Annotated in this window: 17 protein-coding genes and 5 tRNA genes; all 22 read left to right on the top strand. The window is 45.2% G+C overall.

The features are described 5' to 3' along the window. Window positions 1-10 precede the first annotated feature (10 nt). The gene (locus tag AC1RNB_RS10265; RefSeq protein ID WP_493082583.1) at window positions 11-907 is read left to right on the top strand and encodes a tyrosine-type recombinase/integrase; all 897 of its coding nucleotides are present in this window, start codon (window positions 11-13) and stop codon (window positions 905-907) included. Window positions 908-1072: 165 nt separating this feature from the next. After that, window positions 1073-1372 carry a ribosome hibernation-promoting factor, HPF/YfiA family gene (gene hpf, locus AC1RNB_RS10260; protein WP_493082582.1) on the top strand — a complete coding sequence of 100 codons (300 nt, stop codon included), beginning with the start codon at window positions 1073-1075 and terminating at the stop codon, window positions 1370-1372. 54 nt (window positions 1373-1426) lie between these two features. After that, entirely contained in the window at window positions 1427-1681 is a 255-nt protein-coding gene (locus tag AC1RNB_RS10255; protein ID WP_493082581.1) for a hypothetical protein, read from the top strand. Window positions 1682-1889: 208 nt separating this feature from the next. Further along, window positions 1890-1962 (top strand) — tRNA-Thr (locus tag AC1RNB_RS10250). A 99-nt stretch (window positions 1963-2061) separates the two neighbouring features. After that, window positions 2062-2144: transfer RNA gene (locus AC1RNB_RS10245), tRNA-Tyr, on the top strand. Between the two features lie 48 nt (window positions 2145-2192). Beyond that, window positions 2193-2265: transfer RNA gene (locus AC1RNB_RS10240), tRNA-Gly, on the top strand. A 57-nt stretch (window positions 2266-2322) separates the two neighbouring features. Next, window positions 2323-2394, top strand: a tRNA-Thr gene (locus AC1RNB_RS10235). A 117-nt stretch (window positions 2395-2511) separates the two neighbouring features. Continuing rightward, window positions 2512-3702, top strand: a complete 1191-nt coding sequence (tuf, locus tag AC1RNB_RS10230; RefSeq protein WP_493082580.1) for an elongation factor Tu — start codon at window positions 2512-2514, stop codon at window positions 3700-3702. Between the two features lie 101 nt (window positions 3703-3803). Then, window positions 3804-3875: transfer RNA gene (locus AC1RNB_RS10225), tRNA-Trp, on the top strand. Between the two features lie 78 nt (window positions 3876-3953). Then, the gene (gene secE, locus AC1RNB_RS10220; RefSeq protein ID WP_493082579.1) at window positions 3954-4148 is read left to right on the top strand and encodes a preprotein translocase subunit SecE; all 195 of its coding nucleotides are present in this window, start codon (window positions 3954-3956) and stop codon (window positions 4146-4148) included. A gap of 6 nt (window positions 4149-4154) precedes the next feature. Further along, entirely contained in the window at window positions 4155-4760 is a 606-nt protein-coding gene (gene nusG / locus AC1RNB_RS10215; RefSeq protein WP_493082578.1) for a transcription termination/antitermination protein NusG, read from the top strand. 156 nt (window positions 4761-4916) lie between these two features. Then, entirely contained in the window at window positions 4917-5393 is a 477-nt protein-coding gene (locus AC1RNB_RS10210) for a DUF4920 domain-containing protein (RefSeq protein ID WP_493082577.1), read from the top strand. A 322-nt stretch (window positions 5394-5715) separates the two neighbouring features. Then, window positions 5716-6159, top strand: coding sequence for a 50S ribosomal protein L11 (rplK, locus tag AC1RNB_RS10205; RefSeq protein ID WP_493082576.1), 444 nt, complete (start codon window positions 5716-5718; stop codon window positions 6157-6159). Window positions 6160-6183: 24 nt separating this feature from the next. Beyond that, a complete protein-coding gene (rplA, locus tag AC1RNB_RS10200) occupies window positions 6184-6876 on the top strand; it encodes a 50S ribosomal protein L1 (protein ID WP_493082575.1) in 693 nt (230 codons plus the stop codon). A 55-nt stretch (window positions 6877-6931) separates the two neighbouring features. Then, entirely contained in the window at window positions 6932-7447 is a 516-nt protein-coding gene (gene rplJ / locus AC1RNB_RS10195; RefSeq protein ID WP_493082574.1) for a 50S ribosomal protein L10, read from the top strand. 146 nt (window positions 7448-7593) lie between these two features. Continuing rightward, a complete protein-coding gene (gene rplL, locus AC1RNB_RS10190; protein ID WP_493082573.1) occupies window positions 7594-7968 on the top strand; it encodes a 50S ribosomal protein L7/L12 in 375 nt (124 codons plus the stop codon). A gap of 221 nt (window positions 7969-8189) precedes the next feature. After that, window positions 8190-10214, top strand: coding sequence for a M13 family metallopeptidase (locus AC1RNB_RS10185; protein WP_493082572.1), 2025 nt, complete (start codon window positions 8190-8192; stop codon window positions 10212-10214). 318 nt (window positions 10215-10532) lie between these two features. Next, window positions 10533-14336, top strand: coding sequence for a DNA-directed RNA polymerase subunit beta (gene rpoB / locus AC1RNB_RS10180; RefSeq protein WP_493082571.1), 3804 nt, complete (start codon window positions 10533-10535; stop codon window positions 14334-14336). A gap of 166 nt (window positions 14337-14502) precedes the next feature. Beyond that, a complete protein-coding gene (gene rpoC / locus AC1RNB_RS10175) occupies window positions 14503-18786 on the top strand; it encodes a DNA-directed RNA polymerase subunit beta' (RefSeq protein WP_493082570.1) in 4284 nt (1427 codons plus the stop codon). A gap of 163 nt (window positions 18787-18949) precedes the next feature. Next, window positions 18950-19537 (top strand): OmpH/Skp family outer membrane protein, encoded by a 588-nt coding sequence (locus tag AC1RNB_RS10170; RefSeq protein ID WP_493082569.1) that lies wholly within the window; start codon window positions 18950-18952, stop codon window positions 19535-19537. Window positions 19538-19589: 52 nt separating this feature from the next. Then, on the top strand, window positions 19590-21032 hold the full coding sequence (locus AC1RNB_RS10165) for an APC family permease (protein ID WP_493082568.1): 1443 nt from the start codon (window positions 19590-19592) through the stop codon (window positions 21030-21032). After that, window positions 21032-22018 carry a bifunctional heptose 7-phosphate kinase/heptose 1-phosphate adenyltransferase gene (locus AC1RNB_RS10160; protein WP_493082567.1) on the top strand — a complete coding sequence of 329 codons (987 nt, stop codon included), beginning with the start codon at window positions 21032-21034 and terminating at the stop codon, window positions 22016-22018. The genes AC1RNB_RS10165 and AC1RNB_RS10160 overlap by 1 nt, the downstream gene beginning before the upstream one ends. The last annotated feature ends 8 nt before the right edge of the window (window positions 22019-22026 follow it).

Raw genomic sequence — 22026 nt, 5'->3', positions numbered from 1 at the left:
TACTTTTTTTATGCCCATACCTCAATATCCCCAGTTACAGGCTTTTCTCGACTACCTGTTGTTTGAAAAAAGGTACTCGAAACATACGTTATTGTCGTACCAGAACGACCTGGAGCAGTTTTTTGCCTATCTCGCCAGTCAGTTCGATGCGCCGGCCATTGAGCAGATCACGGCCATGTACGTGCGAAGCTGGCTGGCAGAGCTGAAAGAGGAGAAGATCTCCTCCAAAAGTATCAACCGTAAGATCTCCTCCCTCAAATCCTTCTTTAAATACCAGTTAAAGACCGGCCAGCTCGAAAAGTCGCCCATGGCCACAGTAACGGCCCCGCGGGTGAATAAACGTCTGCCGGTGTTTGTAGAGCAGAAAGACATGGCCACCCTCTTTGATTATGTGGAATTTGCGGATAACTGGAAGGGGCGTACCGAGCGCCTGGTATTACAGTTGTTTTACAGTACCGGTATGCGTTTGAGTGAACTGATCAACCTCAAAGAATCCCAGCTGGATCTCTCCCAGATGCAGGTAAAAGTGGTGGGTAAGGGTAATAAGGAAAGGGTGATCCCGGTGCCCGCAGAACTGCTGCAGCAGATACAGGAATACGTGCAGGAGAAGCCTGTGAAGGAGCCTGGCGTATCCAATGTATTTGTAACGGAGAAAGGGAAACCCCTGCATCCCCGTTCGGTGTACGCATTTGTAAAACAATACCTGGGGCAGGTAACCACGATCCAGAAAAAAAGTCCGCATATACTGCGCCACAGTTTCGCCACCCATTTAATGAACAATGGCGCAGAACTCAATGCAGTAAAGGAATTGCTGGGACACAGCAGCCTGGCGGCCACGCAGATCTATACCCATAATACCATCGAAAAACTGAAAGAGGTTTTCAAAAAAGCGCATCCCAAAGCCTAGCGTCATAAGACTATCATAAATCTGTAAAAATCCCGTTGAATTCTTTTTAATTGTAGTAAGATGTTGTAACTTGTAAGTAGAAATCAGGGGGTAAAATCCCGGTTCCTGTAAATCGTAAAAAGTTCTTTCAAATATTATTTTTTCACCGATTAAACGTGAGTTGCCATGAACGTTAACATTCAAACTGTGCATTTTGACGCAGACGACAAATTGGTTGAGTATGTAAACCGTAAAGTTGAAAAGCTGACTACTTTTCACGACAAGATCCTGAAAGTGGATGTTTACCTGAAACTGGACAATGTGGTGCATACGATCAAAGACAAAGTTGTGGAGATCAGCGTACACATTCCCAAGCATGATTTTTTTGCAAAAGCGTCAACAAAGTCTTTTGAAGAGTCATTTGATAACGCGATGGAATCAATTGTTTCACAGATAAAACGAAAAAAAGAAAAATTAGCAGCGTAAAAACGAAAAAAGGCTCCCTGCCGAAACAGGGAGCCTTTTTTATTAGAAAATACCATGAAAAAGATCCTCAGTTTTTCCCTTTTCCTTCTTTTCCTGGCCTGTTCCGCGGAGCAGGCGCAAACCAGGGCCCATATCACCCAACGCAGGACTGGTAAGGCCGGCAGGCTGATGATCAGTTATGAATTCAGGGTAGGAGACAGCCTTTTTTCCGATAGCATGGAGTTGGCCAACCGGGTGGTTCCGCACGATTCTGTTACGGTACTTTTCTCCCCCGCCAACCCCCGGAAAAGCCATTTAAGCCTGCCTTAAAATGGCTTTTTATGCCGATGGTTGAAAACCATGTTGAAAACTGCCTGAAAATTTTCGTTTCAAAATTTTGCTGAATTAAGTTTTCCATTACCTTTGCCATCCCAAAAAATGGGATAGTTCTTTGTGTTTTGTAATTCTGGAAACAGGGAAGAGAATACCGGAACACCGGTTTTAGCCTTCCTGCTGTACCCGATTACAACAAGTGTACGCCGAAGTAGCTCAGCTGGTAGAGCAGCTGATTTGTAATCAGCAGGTCGCGGGTTCGAGTCCCATCTTCGGCTCTTAAGGAGTTAAGAGTTAATAGTTAAAAGTTAATAGTTAAAAGTTAATAGTGGGTATCCCAGACTTTTAACTATTAACTTTTAACTGGTCACTAAACCGGGCAGATGGCCGAGTGGTTAAAGGCGACAGACTGTAAATCTGTTCTCTCACGAGTACGTAGGTTCGAACCCTACTCTGCCCACAGTTCTTTGAATTATTAATTAATAATTTTTAATTAATAATTAGTTAAGCGGAAGTAGCTCAATTGGTAGAGCGATAGCCTTCCAAGCTATAGGTCGCGAGTTCGACCCTCGTCTTCCGCTCTCTGTTAGTAAGAAGCAGGTCCCAGGAAACTGGTACCACACTCCTGACTGAGAAAAGCCGTTGTAGCTCAGGGGTAGAGCACATCCTTGGTAGGGATGAGGTCGTGAGTTCGATTCTCACTAACGGCTCTTGTAAGTGGAAAGAGAAAAAAGTGAGAGATTCCTGAAATGGAATAAACAGCAGTATTTTTTAACCGTGGTCAAAGTGACCTATATTTTTTAAAACACAACTAAAAACCGATACAAATGGCAAAAGAGACCTTTAAGAGGGAAAAACCTCACGTAAACGTAGGTACCATTGGTCACGTTGACCATGGTAAAACTACTTTGACCGCAGCGATTACAATGATCTTGTCTAAAAAAGGGATGGGTAACGTCGCTAAAAAATATGATGAAATTGATGGTGCTCCTGAAGAAAAAGAGCGTGGTATTACCATTAATACTGCTCACGTTGAGTACCAGACTGCTAACCGTCACTATGCGCACGTTGACTGTCCAGGTCACGCCGACTATGTGAAGAATATGATCACCGGTGCTGCCCAGATGGACGGTGCTATCCTGGTGGTTGCCGCTACAGATGGTCCTATGCCACAAACCAAAGAGCACATCCTGCTGGCCCGCCAGGTAGGTGTACCTCGTATCGTTGTGTTTATGAACAAGGTTGACCTGGTTGACGATCCTGAACTGCTGGAACTGGTAGAAATGGAAATCCGTGAACTGTTGACTTCATATGGTTTTGATGGTGATAACACACCTATCATCCAGGGTTCTGCTACAGGCGCACTGTCTGAAGAACCAAAATGGGTTGCTAAGATCGAAGAACTGATGGAAGCTGTGGATTCTTACATTCCATTGCCTCCCCGTCCGATTGATATGCCTTTCCTGATGTCTGTGGAAGACGTATTCTCTATCACTGGTCGTGGTACCGTTGCAACCGGTCGTATTGAGCGTGGTATCATCAAAGTAGGTGAAGCCGTTGAGATCGTAGGTCTGATGGAAGCACCTCTGGCTTCTACCGTAACAGGTGTTGAGATGTTCAAAAAACTGTTGGATGAAGGTCAGGCTGGTGATAACGCAGGTCTGCTGTTACGTGGTATCGAGAAAAAAGATATCCGTCGCGGTATGGTAATCTGTAAGCCAGGTTCTATCACTCCACACACTGAATTCAAAGGTGAGGTTTATGTACTGAGCAAAGAAGAAGGTGGACGTCACACGCCATTCTTTAACAAATACCGTCCTCAATTCTACTTCCGTACCACGGATGTAACAGGTGAGTGTACTCTGCCTGCAGGAACTGAGATGGTAATGCCTGGTGATAACATCAACCTGTCTGTAAAACTGATCCAGCCGATTGCGATGGAGAAAGGTCTGAAATTCGCTATCCGCGAAGGTGGACGTACAGTAGGTGCCGGTCAGGTTACTGAAATTATCAAATAAGCTTAAGCCGAAAGCTTTTAGCTTTAACACAAATGTTTTATTACATTTGTAACATACTCTAAAAGCTGTTCCGCCGCAAGCGGGATAGCTTTTAGCTTTCTACGGGCATCGTACAACGGTTAGTATTAAGGTCTCCAAAACCTTCGATCTGGGTTCGAATCCTAGTGCCCGTGCTGATGAGTAGTTAAGTAGGGTTAAAATAGTCAAGTAAGGACATTTTTAACCTCTTTAACCCTTTTAACAAAAAACAAATGAATAAGATTACTACCTATTTCAAAGAGAGTTACCACGAGTTGCTGGAGAAAGTGACCTGGCCAACCTGGATGCAGTTACAGCAAAGCACTGTAATTGTACTGGTAGCTACCGTTATCATTACAGCGATGGTATGGGTGATGGATTTTTCAAGTAACCAGTTGTTAAAGCTGATTTATTCATTATTTAAGTAAAACAGCATGGAAGAAGTAGTAGAAACAGCGTTACCCGAATCGGCAGCACCCCAGGCTGATACCAAATGGTATGTATTGCGCGTGGTGAGTGGTAAAGAGCGTAAGGTAAAAGAATACCTCGATAAAGATATTATCCGCAGTGGCTGGCAGGAGATCATCAAACAGATCTTCCTCCCCATGGAGAAAGTATATAAAGTGCAGAACGGTAAAAAAGTAATGCGCGAAAAAAACTACTTCCCCGGTTATGTAATGATGGAAGTACTGGATGGTAAACTGAACGATGATATCGTACAGCATATCAGCAATATCAGCAACGTGATGCACTTTCTTACCGATGGTAAGGGTTCCAAAGGCAATATCATTTCTCTCCGTAAAAGTGAAGTGAACAAAATGCTCGGTAAGGTAGATGAAATGAACGACCAGGGTGTTACTATGAGCGAACCATTCATTGTAGGCGAAACCATCAAGATCATTGAAGGGCCTTTCAATGACTTCAACGGTGTGATCGAAGATGTGAACGACGAGAAAAAGAAGCTGAAAGTAACCGTAAAGATCTTCGGACGTTCTACACCGGTAGAGTTGAGTTATATGCAGGTGGAGAAAATCAGTTAAGATGGCTATGCGCTGCGAGCCCCGGGCTACGAGCTGTAAGCAATAACAAAATATTACATGAAAGGTCAGCTGGTTTTGCAGTTGACCTTTTATATTTACCCTATTCAAAGCTCGCGGCTCACAGCCCGCAGCTCACAGCTTTTAAAATACACACATATGAAAAAGATCCTACTTGCCTTAACATTTGTCTGCTTTGGATTTGCAGTAAATGCGCAACCCCCGAAAGTACCGGCTGAAGCAGGTACCGTATTTGGACAGACCACTACCGCCGATAACGCCATCTCGGTAGACCAGTTGTACTCGATCATGGACAGCAAAAAAGAGAAGAAAGAAATGCCTGTAAAGCTGAAAGGGGTGGTAACCCAGGTTTGTGAGAAAGAAGGATGCTGGATCAAGGTAAAATCTCCCAATGGCAGCATGATGGTGAAAATGAAAGACCATAAATTCCTGGTGCCGCTGGTATTGAACGGCAAAACCATCGTGATAGACGGGATCGCTGATGAAAAGCTGACCACTGTAGAGCAACTCCGCCATTTTGCGGAAGATGCGGGTAAAAGCAAGGAAGAGATCGCTAAGATAACCGAAGCCAAGAAAGAAATTACGGTGCAGGCGAAGGGGATATTGGTGCTGTAGTTAAGTTAAAAGTTAAAAGTTAAAAGTCAAAATGGGGGAGGCTCTGTTTTGACTTTTTTTACTTTTGGGTGGCGTTATCGTAGTTACTGCAAACGGGTAGATATGGTCGGTTGTAATTGTTTGTTTTTAAATTGATATTCAATTAGTTAGTAGTTTGTTCGTAAAAGATGGTAAATTATTTTCCAACTTTTCACTCCTAACTTTTCACTCCTGACTATTTTTCCCTACCTTTGCCGCCCCAAAAGTTCTTTAGAATAAAGAATGATTGAATTTGGGAGTCACGCCGTAGGCGTGACGCTATTACCAATTAAATCTAAAAAAAATGGCAAAAGAAATCTCTGGCTTCGTGAAGCTGCAGGTGAAAGGTGGACAAGCCAATCCTGCGCCTCCGGTAGGCCCCGCACTCGGTTCTAAGGGTGTGAACATTATGGAGTTCTGCAAACAATTCAATGCAAGAACCCAGGACAAAATGGGAAAAGTTGTTCCTGTTTTGATCACCGTGTATTCTGATAAGTCTTTCGACTTCATCATCAAAACCGCTCCTGCTGCTGTCCAGTTAATGGAAGCCGCCAAAATCCAGAAAGGATCCAAGGAAAGCAATCGTCAGAAAGTAGGTAAAGTAACCTGGGAACAGGTAGAAGTTATCGCTAAAGACAAGATGTCTGACCTGAACGCATTTACTTTAAACAGCGCCATGAGCATGGTAGCCGGTACTGCACGCAGTATGGGTTTAACCGTTGATGGAAAAGCGCCATGGGAAAACTAATTATTCACCTTAACACAGTAAAACATGTCAATTACTAAAAAAAGAAAAGTAGCTGCAGCCAAGGTGGATAAAAACAAAGTTTATTCCCTGAAAGATGCCGCTAACCTCGTTAAAGAGATTAACTGTACAAAATTTGATAGTTCCGTAGATCTGCATATCCGTTTGGGTGTAGATCCCAAGAAAGCAGACCAGCAGGTACGTGGTACCGTTTCTTTACCTCACGGTACCGGTAGAACCAAAAAAGTATTGGTGCTGTGTACCCCTGATAAAGAAGCCGCTGCCAAAGAAGCCGGTGCTGATTTTGTAGGTCTGGATGAATTTATTACCAAGATCGAAGGTGGTTGGGTAGATATGGATGTGATCATTGCTACACCGGCTGTAATGCCTAAGATCGGTAAACTGGGTAAAGTACTGGGGCCACGTAACCTGATGCCAAACCCCAAAACCGGTACAGTAACCAATGATGTGGCTGCTGCGGTAAATGAAGTAAAAGGTGGTAAAATCGCCTTCAAGGTAGATAAAGCGGGTATCGTTCACGCTTCTATCGGCCGTATTTCATTTGCACCCGAGAAAATTGCTGAGAACAGTGCAGAACTGATCAATGCCATCATGAAACTGAAACCATCTACTGCCAAAGGAATTTACCTCAAAGCGGTAAGCATGGCCAGCACCATGAGCCCGGGTATCACATTAGACACCAAATCATTAATGAACTAATCCTGGTGATCTCGGCTTAGCCAAGAAATGACCCGGGTTTTTAAAAAGATTAGTTATGACTAAAGATCAAAAAAACGAAGTGATTGAAATTCTGAAAGGAAAATTCAGTCAATACAATAACTTCTACATTACCGATACAGAATCTTTAACGGTAGCGCAGGTTTCCAAACTCCGTCGCACCTGTTTTGACAAACAGGTTGAGATGAAGGTTGCGAAAAACACATTGATCCGCAAAGCACTGGAATCACTGGATGCTGAGAAGTATGCAGGTGTTTACGAGTCTTTGAACAATGTAACTGCCCTGATGTTCTCTGAGAACCCTAAGGAACCGGCACTGATCATCAGTTCTTTCCGTAAGAGCAGCAATGGCGACAAACCTGTGCTGAAAGCGGCTTTCATCAATGGTGAAGTGTACACCGGTGATAACACACTGGCTTCATTGACCAAGATCAAAACCAAGAACGAACTCATCGGAGAAGTTATCGGCTTACTGCAGTCACCTGCTAAACGTGTACTGGCTGGTTTGTTACACCACCACGAGAAGCAGGCAGCAGGCGTAGCCGCTGAATAAGTTAAAAGTTAAAAGTCAAAAGTGTTCTTCACTATTAACTTTTCACTCAAAATATCCCAGGCCTGAGGGAAAATAAAGGCAAATTTTTTTAAACCCTCCGTCGGATCACACAGAACGTGAAATGAAGACGGAAAAAATTTAAACACATGGCAGACGTTAAAGCATTAGCCGAAACATTAGTAGGCTTAACAGTAAAAGAAGTTCAGGAATTAGCTGATGTATTGAAAGCTGATTACGGTATCGAACCAGCTGCTGCTGCAGTAGTAGTAGCAAGTGGCGACGGCGGTGGAGCTGCAGCTGCTGAAGAGAAAACATCTTTCGATGTAATCCTCGTTAGCGGTGGTGCAAGCAAACTGGGCGTTGTTAAGATCGTTAAGGAATTAACCGGCCTGGGTCTGAAAGAAGCAAAAGACCTGGTTGATGGTGCTCCTAAAGCCGTAAAAGAAGGCGTATCTAAAGCAGAAGCTGATGATTTAGTAGCCAAGCTGAAAGAAGCTGGTGCTGAAGTTGAAGTGAAATAATTACTGTTTCGCTAAAGAATATAGCCGGTGAGTGTTTGCTCACCGGCTTTTTTTTGCGTGAGGCGTGAATCGTGAGGCGTGAATCGTCAGTGGTGAATAGTGAATGGTGAATAGGTAGGCCCAATACTCACGACTCACGACTGACGACTCACGCCCCGAATGACGGGCGGTTTTGAAATGTGGGGGCGAATCCTAATATTTACAGTCACTAAAACCTCTTTATGAAAAAGCTACCCATTCTGCTGGCAGGTATTTTGCTGGCTTTGGTTTCCTGTAAAAGCAAATCCGGTTCCGATAAGGCTTTTTTTGATGTTGCCGGCATGGATACTACAGTGCATCCCGGCGATAATTTTTTCCTGTATGCGAACGGGGGATGGATCAAGGCGGCCAAGATTCCTGATGACCAGAGTGGCTGGGGCAGTTTTTATACCCTGTACCAGGATAACCTGGGTAAGATGCGTACCATACTGGAGGAAGTAGCTGCGAAAAAAGATCACCCCAAAGGTAGTACAGAGCAGAAAGTGGGCGATTTTTTTGCCAGCGGTATGGATACGGTAGCCATTGAAAAAGCAGGGTACGAACCCCTGAAACCCATGCTGGCCAAAATAGATGCGGTAAAAGATTACAAAGAGCTGATGAACCTGCTGGCAGAAAATGCCAAAGAAGGCAATGGCGACCTGATCGGGTATTATGTAGGTGCCGATGAACGTAACAGCGTAAAAAATATCCTGGTGTTGTACCAGACAGGAACCTCCCTTCCTGAAAAAGACTATTATACCAAAACAGATTCCATCACCGTTAACCAGCGCAACAAACTGGTAGAACATGCGGCCAACTATTTTACCCTTACCGGTACCGATGCCGCCACTGCCCAAAAAGGAGCCGCAGCGGTGCTGGCCCTTGAAACGGCTATCGCCCAATCGCATTTAACTCCTGTGGAACAGCGCGATCCGGTGAAGAATTATAATAAAATGTCTGTGGCGCAACTGGAGAAAATCTCTCCCAATATCGGCTGGAGCAATGTGTTGGCTAAAATGGGCATCAGTACCGATAGTGTAAACGTATCTCAACCCAACTATTACAAGGCACTAAGTGCACTGCTGGTTTCTCAGCCTATTGATGTGTGGAAACAGAAAGTGAAGTTTGATTATATCTCTGCCAATGCCTCCCTGCTTAGCAAAGCTTTCCGCGATGAGCGCTTTGCTTTTGGCAAACTGTTTTCCGGCGCCAAAGCCCAACCCGACCGCTGGAAGCGGATGGTTACGATGACAGATAACGGGTTGAAAGATCTGCTGGGACAGTTGTTCGTACAGAAATATTTCCCTGCAGAAGCCAAACAACGCATGGATGAACTGGTGAATAACCTGCAAACCGCTTTCAAAGCGCGTATTGCCAGGCTTGACTGGATGAGCGATACCACCAAACAGCGCGCCCAGGAAAAACTGGCTGCATTTCTGAAGAAGATCGGTTATCCTGATAAGTGGAAGAGTTATGAAGATGTGACCATCAGCCGCGATCAGTTTTATGAGAACATGCGCAGCATTGCCCGCCATGATTATAAAGAGACTATTGAGAAGATTGGTAAACCGGTTGACAAAACGGAGTGGGGTATGACAGCACCTACGGTGAACGCGTATTATAACCCGACTTTTAATGAAATCGTATTTCCTGCCGGCATTCTGCAGTTTCCTTTCTTTGATATGAAAGCAGACGATGCCATCAATTATGGCGCCATTGGTCTGGTGATCGGTCATGAAATGACGCATGGTTTTGACGACCAGGGCAGGCAATATGATGCCCAGGGCAACCTGAAAGACTGGTGGACGGCCAAAGACGGTGATCTGTTTAAATCGAAGGCCAAAGGGGTAGTGGATCAGTATAACCAGTATGTGGTGTTGGATAGCCTGCATGTAAACGGAGAACTGACCCTGGGAGAGAACCTGGCCGATATTGGCGGCCTGGCCATTGCCTGGGACGCTTTCAAATTAACAGAGCAGGGTAAGGGACAAACCAAAATCGATGGGTTTACACCTGACCAGCGCTTTTTCTTCGGATTTGCACAGGCCTGGCGTATTGTGAACCGGCCGGAAAATGTACGTACCGGTATTACCACCGATCCGCATTCGCCCGATGAGTTCCGGGTGCTGGGTCCTTTATCCAATTTTGATCCGTTTTATACCACGTTTGGAGTAACCGAGAAGAACAGAATGTACCGCAAGCCCGAGAACAGGGCTAAAATCTGGTAGAATATAATATATCTTATTGTTTTATAGCAACTAACAAATAATATTTTAATAAATATTATTTGTTGGTTGCTATTTTTTCAGGAAAAAACTGACAACTTGCCAAAACGGTGGATTTCTTTTCCACAAAAGGGGGTATTGGTCCAAAATTTGTTTTTTAAGTTTCTCCCCATTCCTTACCTTTGCCATCCTTAATTTTGGGCTATTTAGCGGGTGGACATTTTTATCATTATCGTTTGAATGGTGAATGCGCCGATTGTACGCTAAGAGAATCTTTGTTCTCCCCAGATTTTTTTTCGTATAAAACCGGTTTTCACACATATGTCTACAACTACATTGAACAACAGGGTCAACTTCGGAAAAACAAGACATTTAGCCGATGCACCTGACCTACTCGACATTCAGTTAGAATCATTCAGAGAATTTTTTCAGTTAGAAACCACGCCTGACAAACGTAATGTGGAAGGGCTGTTTCGTGTGTTCAAGGAAAACTTTCCTATTACGGACACGCGTAACATTTTTATGCTGGAGTTCCTGGATTATTTTATTGATCCGCCACGTTACACCATTGAAGAGTGTATGGAGCGTGGATTAACGTATGCAGTTCCCCTGAAAGCCAAACTTCGTTTGAGCTGTAATGATGAGGAGCATGTAGACTTCCAGACCATTGTACAGGATGTATTCCTCGGAAACATTCCTTACATGACACCCCGCGGTACCTTCGTCATTAACGGAGCCGAGCGTGTGGTGGTATCGCAGTTACACCGTTCACCGGGTGTATTCTTCGGTCAGTCCATTCACCCCAACGGAACCAAGATCTACTCTGCCCGTGTGATTCCTTTTAAAGGTGCCTGGATGGAGTTTGCGACCGATATCAACAACGTGATGTATGCGTACATCGACCGTAAGAAGAAATTCCCGGTAACTACGCTGTTACGTTCTATTGGTTTTGAAACCGATAAGGATATCCTGGAACTGTTTGGTATGGCTGATGAAGTGAAAGCCGACAAAAAATCACTAGCCAACCAGGTAGGCAAGAAACTGGCTGCACGTGTTCTGAGAACATGGGTAGAAGATTTCGTGGATGAAGATACCGGTGAGGTAGTGAGCATTGAGCGTAACGAGATTGTAATGGAGCGTGATACTGTTCTTGACGAAGAAGCGATCGCTACCATCATTGAGATGGAAGTGAAGAGCGTATTTATCCAGAAAGAAGACGTGGGTGGAGATTACGCTATCATCTATAACACATTAAATAAAGATACTTCGAACAGTGAACTGGAAGCGGTTCAGCATATCTACCGCCAACTGCGTGGTGCTGATGCGCCGGATAATGAAACTGCGCGTGGTATCATCGATAAATTATTCTTCAGCGATAAACGTTATGACCTGGGTGAAGTTGGCCGTTACAAGATCAACCGTAAACTGGGACTCGATTATCCTTTGCAGAAAAAAGTATTAACCAAGCAGGATATCATTGAGATCATCAAGTATCTCGTTCGCTTAACGAACGCGAAAGCTGAGATCGATGATATTGATCACCTGAGCAACCGTCGTGTACGTACTGTAGGCGAACAATTATATGCCCAGTTCGGTGTAGGTCTGGCCCGTATGGCCCGTACCATCCGTGAGCGTATGAACGTTCGTGATAACGAGGTATTTACTCCGGTTGACCTGATCAATGCCAGAACCCTTTCTTCTGTGATCAACTCCTTCTTCGGAACATCGCAGTTATCACAGTTCTTAGACCAAACCAATCCTTTGAGTGAGATCACGCACAAGCGTCGTATCTCCGCACTGGGACCAGGCGGTCTGAGTCGTGAGCGTGCCGGTTTCGAGGTACGTGACGTACACTATTCACACTATGGCCGTTTGTGTACCATTGAAACACCGGAAGGACCAAACATCGGTCTGATCTCTACCCTTTGCGTACACGCTGCTATCAACGATATGGGCTTTATTGAAACCCCTTACCGTAAAGTAGTGGATGGTAAAGTGAACATGAAGGAATTGACTTTCCTGAGTGCAGAAGAAGAAGATTCTGCTAAAATTGCCCAGAGTAATTCTCCATTGAATGACAAAGGACAGTTTACAGAAGACAAGGTTGTTTCCCGTCAGACGGGCGACTTCCCGATCCTCGATAAAGAAGAAGTTGAATATATGGACGTTGCGCCGAACCAGATCGTTGGTTTGAGTGCTTCGCTGATCCCGTTCCTGGAGCACGATGATGCCAACCGTGCCTTGATGGGATCGAACATGCAGCGTCAGGCGGTTCCTTTGTTACGTCCGGAAGCACCTATCGTAGGTACCGGTCTGGAAGGAAAAGCGGCACGTGATGCACGTATCCAGATCCACGCAGAAGGTAATGGTGTGGTTGAATTTGTAGATGCCACCGAGATCCATGTACGTTACGACCGTAACGATCTGGACCGTCTGGTAAGCTTTAATGATGACCTGCAGATCTACAAACTGACCAAGTTCATCAAAACCAACCAGGCTACCTGTATCAACCTTCGCCCTGCGGTGAAGAAAGGACAGAAAGTGAAGAAAGGTGACTTCTTAACTGAAGGATACGCAACCAAAGACGGAGAGCTGGCACTGGGCCGTAACCTGCAGGTGGCATTCATGCCATGGAAGGGTTACAACTTCGAGGATGCGATCGTGATCAATGAGAAAGTGGTGCGTGAAGACCTGTTTACTTCTGTACACATTGAAGAATACGAACTGGAAGTACGTGATACCAAACTGGGTGAAGAAGAACTGACCCCGGATATCCCGAACGTTTCTGAAGATGCTACCAAAGACCTGGATGAGCATGGTATTATCCGTATCGGTGCTACCATCAAAGAAGGTGATATCCTGATCGGTAAGATCACGCCTAAAGGTGAATCAGATCCTACACCGGAAGAGAAACTGCTGCGTGCCATCTTCGGCGACAAAGCAGGTGATGCCAAAGATGCTTCTCTGAAAGCACCAAACGGAACTGAAGGTGTGGTGATTGACAAGAAACTGTTCCAGCGCGCCAAGAAAGACAAGAATGGTAAGATCCGTGAAAAAGCGCTGTTGGAAAAAGTAGAAAAAGTTCACCAGCAGAATACAGAATCTCTGAAAGAACTGTTGCTCGAAAAACTGCAGACATTGTTGAAAGACAAAGCGTCTACCGGTGTAAGCAACAACTTTGGTGAGATGCTGATCGGTAAGGGTGCTAAGTTCAATAACAAGAACCTGGCTACCATCGATTACCAGAATGTAAATCCATTGGGTTGGACAGGTGATGCGAAGACCGATGACCAGATCAACACATTGCTGCACAACTACAGCATCAAGTTCAACGAAGAATTAGGCCGTTATAAGAGAGAGAAGTTCAATATTTCCATTGGGGATGAATTACCTGCTGGTGTATTGAAACTGGCGAAAGTGTACCTCGCTGTTAAGCGTAAGCTGAAAGTGGGAGATAAGATGGCGGGCCGTCACGGTAACAAAGGTATCGTGGCCAAGATCGTACGTGCGGAAGACATGCCATTTATGGAAGATGGATCACCGGTGGATATTGTACTGAACCCGTTAGGGGTACCGTCGAGGATGAACCTGGGACAGATCTATGAAACCATTCTGGGATGGACCGGTAAACGTTTGGGTCTGAAATTCTCTACACCGATTTTCGACGGAGCTTCTACTACACAGATCGAAGAATACTGTGTGGAGGCTAACATTCCAAGGAACGGTCATACTTACCTGTATGATGGTGAAACCGGGGAGCGTTTCCACCAGAAAGCAACCGTGGGTATCATTTATATGATCAAACTGCACCACATGGTTGACGATAAGATGCACGCGCGTTCTATCGGACCATACAGCTTGATTACCCAGCAGCCGTTGGGTGGTAAGGCGCAGTTTGGTGGACAGCGTTTTGGTGAGATGGAGGTTTGGGCACTGGAAGCTTATGGTGCTGCCAACATCCTGCAGGAATTGCTGACACTGAAATCAGATGATATCATCGGTCGTGCGAAAACTTATGAAGCTATCGTGAAAGGTGATAATATTCCAAGGCCGGGTGTTCCTGAATCGTTCAATGTATTGGTACATGAACTGAGAGGGCTGGGTCTTGATTTAAAATTTGAATAGTCAATTGTGAATGGTCAATTGTGAATGAAAACATTTGCTATTGACCATTCACCATTCACAATTGACGAATAGCGTTGCTGCAGTACAAGGGTGCGACGCAACAGCTGGTGAAGTAAGATTCAGCAGCTGACAACAAAATAAAAACATACAAATCCTCAACAGAGATATGGCAATCAAAAGAGATAACAAACCGAGACCAACTTTCTCCCAGATCACGATCAGCTTAGCATCTCCTGACAGTATTCTGGAAAGAAGTTTTGGCGAAGTTTTAAAGCCTGAAACCATCAACTACCGTACGTACAAGCCGGAGCGTGATGGTTTGTTTTGTGAAAGAATTTTCGGACCGGTAAAAGATTATGAGTGTGCCTGCGGTAAGTATAAGCGTATCCGTTACAAGGGTATTGTTTGTGACCGTTGCGGTGTGGAAGTTACCGAGAAGAAAGTGCGTCGTGAGCGCATGGGCCACATTAAACTGGTGGTGCCTGTGGTGCATATCTGGTACTTCAAAAGTTTACCAAACAAGATCGGTTACCTGTTGGGAATGAGCTCTAAGAAATTAGAGACCATCGTATATTATGAAAGATATGTGGTGATCCAGGGTGGTATCAAAGAGAACCTGAGCATGGGTGATCTGCTGACCGAAGAAGAGTACCTGGACATCCTGGATAATTTGCCCAAAGACAACCAGTACCTGCCGGATGATGATCCGCAGAAATTTGTTGCGAAGATGGGAGCAGAAGCGGTGCATGCTTTGCTGGAAAGGATTGACCTGGACAGCCTGAGCTTTTCACTGCGTAATGCAGCTGCCACTGAAACTTCCCAGCAACGTAAAGCAGATGCCTTAAAGCGTTTGAGCGTGGTTGAATCTTTCCGTGATGCCAGTACCCGTATCACCAACCGCCCTGAGTGGATGGTAATGCAGTATATCCCGGTTATTCCACCGGAACTGCGTCCATTGGTGCCATTGGATGGTGGTCGTTTTGCGAGCTCTGATTTAAATGATTTATATCGTCGTGTGATTATCCGTAACAACCGTCTGAAAAGACTGTTGGAGATCAAAGCACCGGAAGTGATCCTGCGTAACGAAAAACGTATGCTGCAGGAAGCGATCGATTCACTGTTCGATAACAGCCGTAAATCCAATGCGGTGAAAGCAGAAGGTGGTCGTGCGCTGAAATCACTGTCTGATGTACTGAAAGGTAAACAGGGACGTTTCCGTCAGAATCTGTTGGGTAAACGTGTGGATTACTCCGGTCGTTCTGTAATTGTGGTAGGACCTGAGCTGAAGATCCATGAGTGTGGTTTGCCAAAAGATATGGCGGCTGAACTGTTCAAGCCGTTTGTGATCCGTAAACTGATTGAAAGAGGTATCGTGAAAACAGTGAAGTCTGCTAAGAAATTAGTAGACCGCAAAGAAGCTGTGATCTGGGATATCCTTGAAAATATTCTGAAAGGTCATCCGATCCTGTTGAACCGGGCCCCTACACTTCACCGTTTGTCTATTCAGGCGTTCCAGCCAAAACTGGTAGAAGGTAAGGCGATCCAGTTACACCCATTGGTAACCTCATCTTTCAACGCCGACTTTGATGGTGACCAGATGGCGGTGCACGTGCCTTTGAGCAATGCAGCCGTACTGGAAGCCCAGTTGCTGATGCTGTCTTCGCACAATATCCTGAACCCGCAGAATGGTACGCCGATCACGCTGCCTTCTCAGGACATGGTATTGGGTCTGTACTACATCACCAAAGGCAAGAAGACCACTGAAACCGAGATCGTAAAAGGCCAGGGAATGGCTTTCTACAATATGGATGAAGTGATCATTGCCTACAATGAAGGCCGCGTTGACCTGCATGCCAACATCAAAGTAAAAACCAATGTACGTGTAAACGGACAGCTGGTGAAAAAACTGATCGATACCACCGTAGGTCGTGTACTGTTTAACCAGCACGTACCTGTGGAAGTAGGATATGTAAATGCTCTGCTGACCAAGAAGAGCCTGCGGGAGATCATTGGTGATATCATCAAGATCACCAATGTTCCTAAAACTGCGAAGTTCCTGGATGATATCAAAACACTCGGATTCCGTATGGCCTTCCGTGGTGGATTGTCGTTCAGTGTTAATGACCTGATCGTTCCTGAGATCAGGGAGCAACTGCTGGACTCAGCCAAGGACGAAGTAAATGAAGTGTGGGAAAGTTATAACATGGGTCTGATCACCAATAACGAGCGTTACAATGCCGTAATTGATATCTGGGGCCGTGTGGATATGAAGATCACAGAAAGCCTGATTCACGAAATGACCGTGGACAAACAAGGTTTCAACTCAGTATTCATGATGCTGGATTCCGGTGCCCGTGGTAGTAAAACACAGGTAAAACAGCTGGTAGGTATTCGTGGATTGATGGCGAAACCCCGTAAGAGCGGAAGCTCGGGCAGTGAGGTAATTGAAAACCCGATCCTGTCTAACTTTAAAGGCGGACTGAACGTATTGGATTACTTTATCTCTACCCACGGTGCCCGTAAGGGTCTGGCGGATACAGCCCTGAAAACAGCGGATGCAGGTTACCTGACCCGTCGTTTGGTGGACGTATCGCAGGATGTGGTTATCTCTGAAGAAGATTGCGGAACACTGCGTGGAAATGCAACGACTGCGTTAAAAGATAACGAAGACATTATTGAACCACTGGCTGACAGAATTGAAGGACGTACTTCTCTGCACAATATCTATCATCCGTTAACCGATGAGCTGATCATTGTTGCCGGTGAAGAAATCTCTTCCGATATCGCCAAGAAAATTGAAGAAGTAGGTATTGAAACCGTAGAGATCCGTTCTGTACTGACCTGCGAAAGCAAGCGTGGTGTTTGTGTGAAGTGTTATGGTAAAAACCTGGCAACAGGTTACCTGGCACAGAAAGGAGATGCGGTTGGTATCATTGCTGCCCAATCCATTGGTGAGCCTGGTACCCAGCTGACACTGCGTACCTTCCACGTGGGTGGTGTTGCGGGTTCTGCTTCTATCGAATCTACCTTACAGGCCAAATTCGATGGTACTTTACAATTCGATGGTCTGCGTACCGTAGATACCGTGAACAATGAAGGTGCCAAAGTAAAAGTAGTTATCGGCCGTACCGGTGAAGTAAGGATTACAGATGTGAAGAACGATCGTTTACTGATCACCAATAACGTTCCTTACGGTGCTACTTTGAATATCAAAGATGGTTCGCAGGTGAAGAAAGGGGATGTGATCTGTACATGGGATCCGTTCAACAACGTTATCGTGGCAGAACTGGTAGGTAAGATCAAGTTCCAGGATGTGATCGACGGTGTTACTTACCGCGATGAGTCTGACGAACAAACCGGTCACCGCGAGAAAGTGGTTATCGAAACCAAAGACAAGACCAAACTTCCTACCATTATCGTGGAAGGAAAAGATATCAAACAATATAACCTTCCGGTTGGCTCACACATCGTTGTAGAAGAAGGCGAAGAAGTAAGAGCCGGACAGGTACTCGTTAAGATCCCTCGTATCCTCGGTAAACTCCGTGATATTACGGGAGGTCTGCCACGTGTAACAGAATTGTTTGAAGCACGTAATCCGGGTAACCCTGCGATTGTTTGTGAGATTGATGGTGTGGTTGCTTTCGGTAATGTGAAGCGTGGTAACAGAGAGATCATTGTTGAATCGAGAGATGGTATGGTGAAGAAATACCTGGTGCCGTTGTCAAGGCAGATCCTGGTACAGGATGGTGACTTCGTGAAAGCGGGAACGCCGATGTCTGACGGACAGATTGCACCAGCGGATATCCTCACTATCAAAGGGCCATTTGCGGTACAGGAATACGTGGTGAATGAGATCCAGGAAGTATATCGTTTACAGGGTGTACGGATCAATGATAAACACGTAGAAGTGATCGTTCGCCAGATGATGAAGAAAGTAGAGATCGTTGATGCGGGTGATACCAAATTCCTGGAGGAGGATCTGGAAGACAGGTTCGACTTTATTGAAGAGAACGACCGGATCTACGACAAAAAAGTGGTAACAGAAGCCGGTGAAAGTACCAAGATGAAACCAGGTATGATCATTACCCTGCGCGAACTGAGGGAAGAAAATTCCATCCTGCGCAGAAGTGATAAGAAACTGGTGGAAGTAAGGGATGCCAAACCAGCCACTGCTACACCGGTACTGTTGGGTATTACCAAAGCATCACTGGGTGTACAAAGCTGGATCTCAGCTGCTTCTTTCCAGGAAACTACCAAGGTGTTAAGCCAGGCAGCTATCCAGGGTAAGACAGATTCTATGCTGGGTCTGAAAGAGAACGTGATCACTGGTCACCTGATCCCAGCCGGATCTGGTCAGAAAGAGTTCGATAACATGATCGTAGGTAGCAAGGAAGAGTACGAAGTACTGGCTACCACACGGGAAGCTATGAGCTTTGATGACGATGAATAATCATCCCGGATTACTCAGATGTAAATATGATTGATATGAAGCAGGAAGTGAAAGCTTCCTGCTTTTTTTAACACATAACTAATATCAATCTTCATTAAATTTACTGACCTGGCTTTTTGACAATCAAATAATACATACCTTAAATCCTCATAATCAGCGTTTCATGAAAAATTTTACTCTTGGTTTGAATATTGTATTGGTAGTAGCAGTGGGTGTTTTGTTTTACCTGCATTTTTCTTCTCCTTCAGCTAATCATGCGATCATTACAGGTACCAAAGAGGTGCCGTCTGGTAATTTTAAGATTGCTTATTTTGAAACAGATTCTATTCAGACACAGTTTGAATATTTCAAAGAGGTAAGCGGTGAGTTGCAGGCAAAAGACCAGGCGAATGCCAAGATACTCGGTGATATGAAAAGTACTTTTGCTGCCAAATACCAGGAGCTGCAGAAAGTGGCTTCTTCTTTATCACAGGCAGAACTGGCCAACAAACAGCAGGAGCTGATGCAGATGGAAAAAACCTTCCAGGGCAAAGAGAAAATGATGAGTGATGAGATGCAGGACGAGCAGTTCCGTAAGATGCAGGACGTGAAGAAGAAGATAGAAGACTACCTGAAAGAGTATAACAAAGACAAAGGGTATTCCTATATTTTGTCCAGTTCTCCGGACCTGATGTACCTGAAAGATACTGCGTATAATATCACTTCTGACGTGATCAGGGGACTGAATGCGCTGTATAAGAAGAAGAAATAAAACTTCGATCATATTTATTATCTTCATCCCGCTATAAAAGGCGGGATTTTTTATGACTAATACGACCTCCTTCAAACCAACACTGGGACTGTTTGATGCCACCATGATCGTTGCGGGAAGCATGATCGGTTCGGGTATCTTCATCGTTAGCGCCGATATTACCCGCAATGTGGGTAGTGCCGGCTGGCTCATCATGGTATGGCTGATCACGGGTTTTATGACCCTGACCGCGGCCCTGAGTTATGGCGAGTTGAGTGCCATGTTCCCGAAAGCGGGAGGGCAGTATGTATACCTGAAAGAATCCTACAACCCGTTGGTAGGTTTTTTGTATGGATGGAGTTTTTTCTCTGTTATCCAGACAGGTACTATTGCAGCCGTGGGTGTGGCTTTCTGTAAGTTTGCCGGCTATTTTTTCCCTTCGCTGGAGTTAACCGATGCGAATGTGTTACTGACGATCGGATCGCTGAAGATCTATACGGCTCAGATCGTGTCTATACTATTGATCATTTTCCTGACTTACATCAATACACGCGGTATCAAAGGTGGGAAACTGATACAGACCACGTTTACGGTAACCAAACTCTTATCCCTGTTCGGATTAATTGTATTCGGTTTTATCATGGCCAAGGGCGATGTATGGGACGCTAACTGGCAGAATGCCTGGACCATGCAGAAGATGACAGCCAGTGCCGATACCACATTTGCATTTGATGCAAACATTATCACGCCCTTGCTGGGAGCGGCTGCTGTAGGAGCTATTGCTGCGTCGATGGTCGGTTCCATTTTCAGTAGTGATGCATGGAACAATGTGACTTTTATTGCCGGAGAGATCAAAAACCCTAAGAAGAATATCGGGTTCAGCCTGTTTCTGGGAACCCTGATCGTTACGATCATTTATGTATCGACCAACCTGATGTACCTGAGTGTACTGCCTTTGCACGAGATCGCTTTTGCCAAATCCGACAGGGTGGCTGTAGCCGCTTCGAACGTGATCTTTGGCGATGTGGGTACGTATGTAATTGCATTGATGATCATGATCTCCACCTTTGGTTGTAACAACGGACTGATCCTTGCCGGGGCACGCGTGTATTATACGATGGCGCAGGATGGACTGTTCTTTAAAAAAGCAGGTACACTGAACAAAAATGCTGTTCCGGAATGGGCATTGTGGGCACAATGTATTGTGGCTTCGCTGCTCTGTTTAAGTGGCAAATACGGTGATCTGCTGGATATGGTATCGTTTATCGTGGTGATCTTTTATGTGCTCACCATTGCAGGCATTTTTATTCTGCGAAAAAAAATGCCCGATGCGGAACGTCCGTATAAGGCATTTGGTTATCCGGTACTGCCTGCTCTGTATATGCTGATGGGTATTGCTTTTTGTGTGATGCTGATTATCTATAAACCCAGTTTTACCTGGCCGGGACTGATCATTACCTTGATCGGTATCCCTTTGTATTATCTCGCAGTGAGTAATTCAAAAAAAGAGGCGTAATGAATTTCAAACAATTATTTAGAGAATTTGCTGATAAGAAAGTGGCCATTGTTGGCGATCTGATGCTGGATACTTACTGGTGGGGTTCTGTAGATCGTATTTCGCCGGAAGCGCCGGTGCCGGTAGTGGCTTTGAAGAAGAAGGAATTACGGGTGGGTGGTGCCGCTAATGTGGCGCTGAATACCGCTTCGCTGGGTGCGCAGACCACTGTTTTTTCGGTGATCGGGAAAGATGAAGACGGTGAGCATCTGTTGCGTTTGCTGGGAGAAAGCTGCATCAATACCTCGTATGTACTTTCTTCTGACAACAGGATCACGACCAATAAAACCCGGATCATGAGTCGTAACCAGCAGATGATGCGACTGGATGCCGAGATCACTGCGGATATCGATACGGAAAATGAAAACCGTCTGATTGAGCAGGTAAAAACCTATTTCAAAACCGGTAAACCGGATATTCTGATTTTTGAAGATTATAATAAGGGCGTACTTACTCCCCGTGTGATCAAAGAACTGATAGCGCTTTGTAAGGAAGCGGGTGTGGTAACCAGTGTGGATCCCAAGAAAAAGAATTTCCTTTCTTTCAACGGGGTAACTATTTTCAAACCCAACCTGAAAGAAGTAAAAGAAGGATTAAATCTGCTGATCGATACCATCGACATGCATACGCTCTCTGATATGCACCAAGGCTTGCAGGCGCAACTGCAACATGAGATATCCTTTATCACCCTCTCAGAAAAAGGCGTTTTTTACCAGCAGGGGGATGAACAGAAACTGATTCCTACCCATGTCAGAAATATTTCTGATGTAAGCGGGGCAGGGGATACGGTGATTGCCGTAGCCTCACTGGTGTATGCCGCCACACACAATATGCTGCTTGCCGCCGAGATGGCCAATATAGCCGGTGGCCTGGTATGCGAAGAAGTAGGTACGGCACCGATCAATAAGGAGAAGTTATTGCATGAGTGTGAAGTGTTGTTGGGGTAGGAGTCGTC

The sequence above is a fragment of the Sediminibacterium sp. GW821-FHT12F12 genome (genome assembly GCF_058806635.1).
This window is presented reverse-complemented; position numbering and strand designations above follow the sequence as displayed.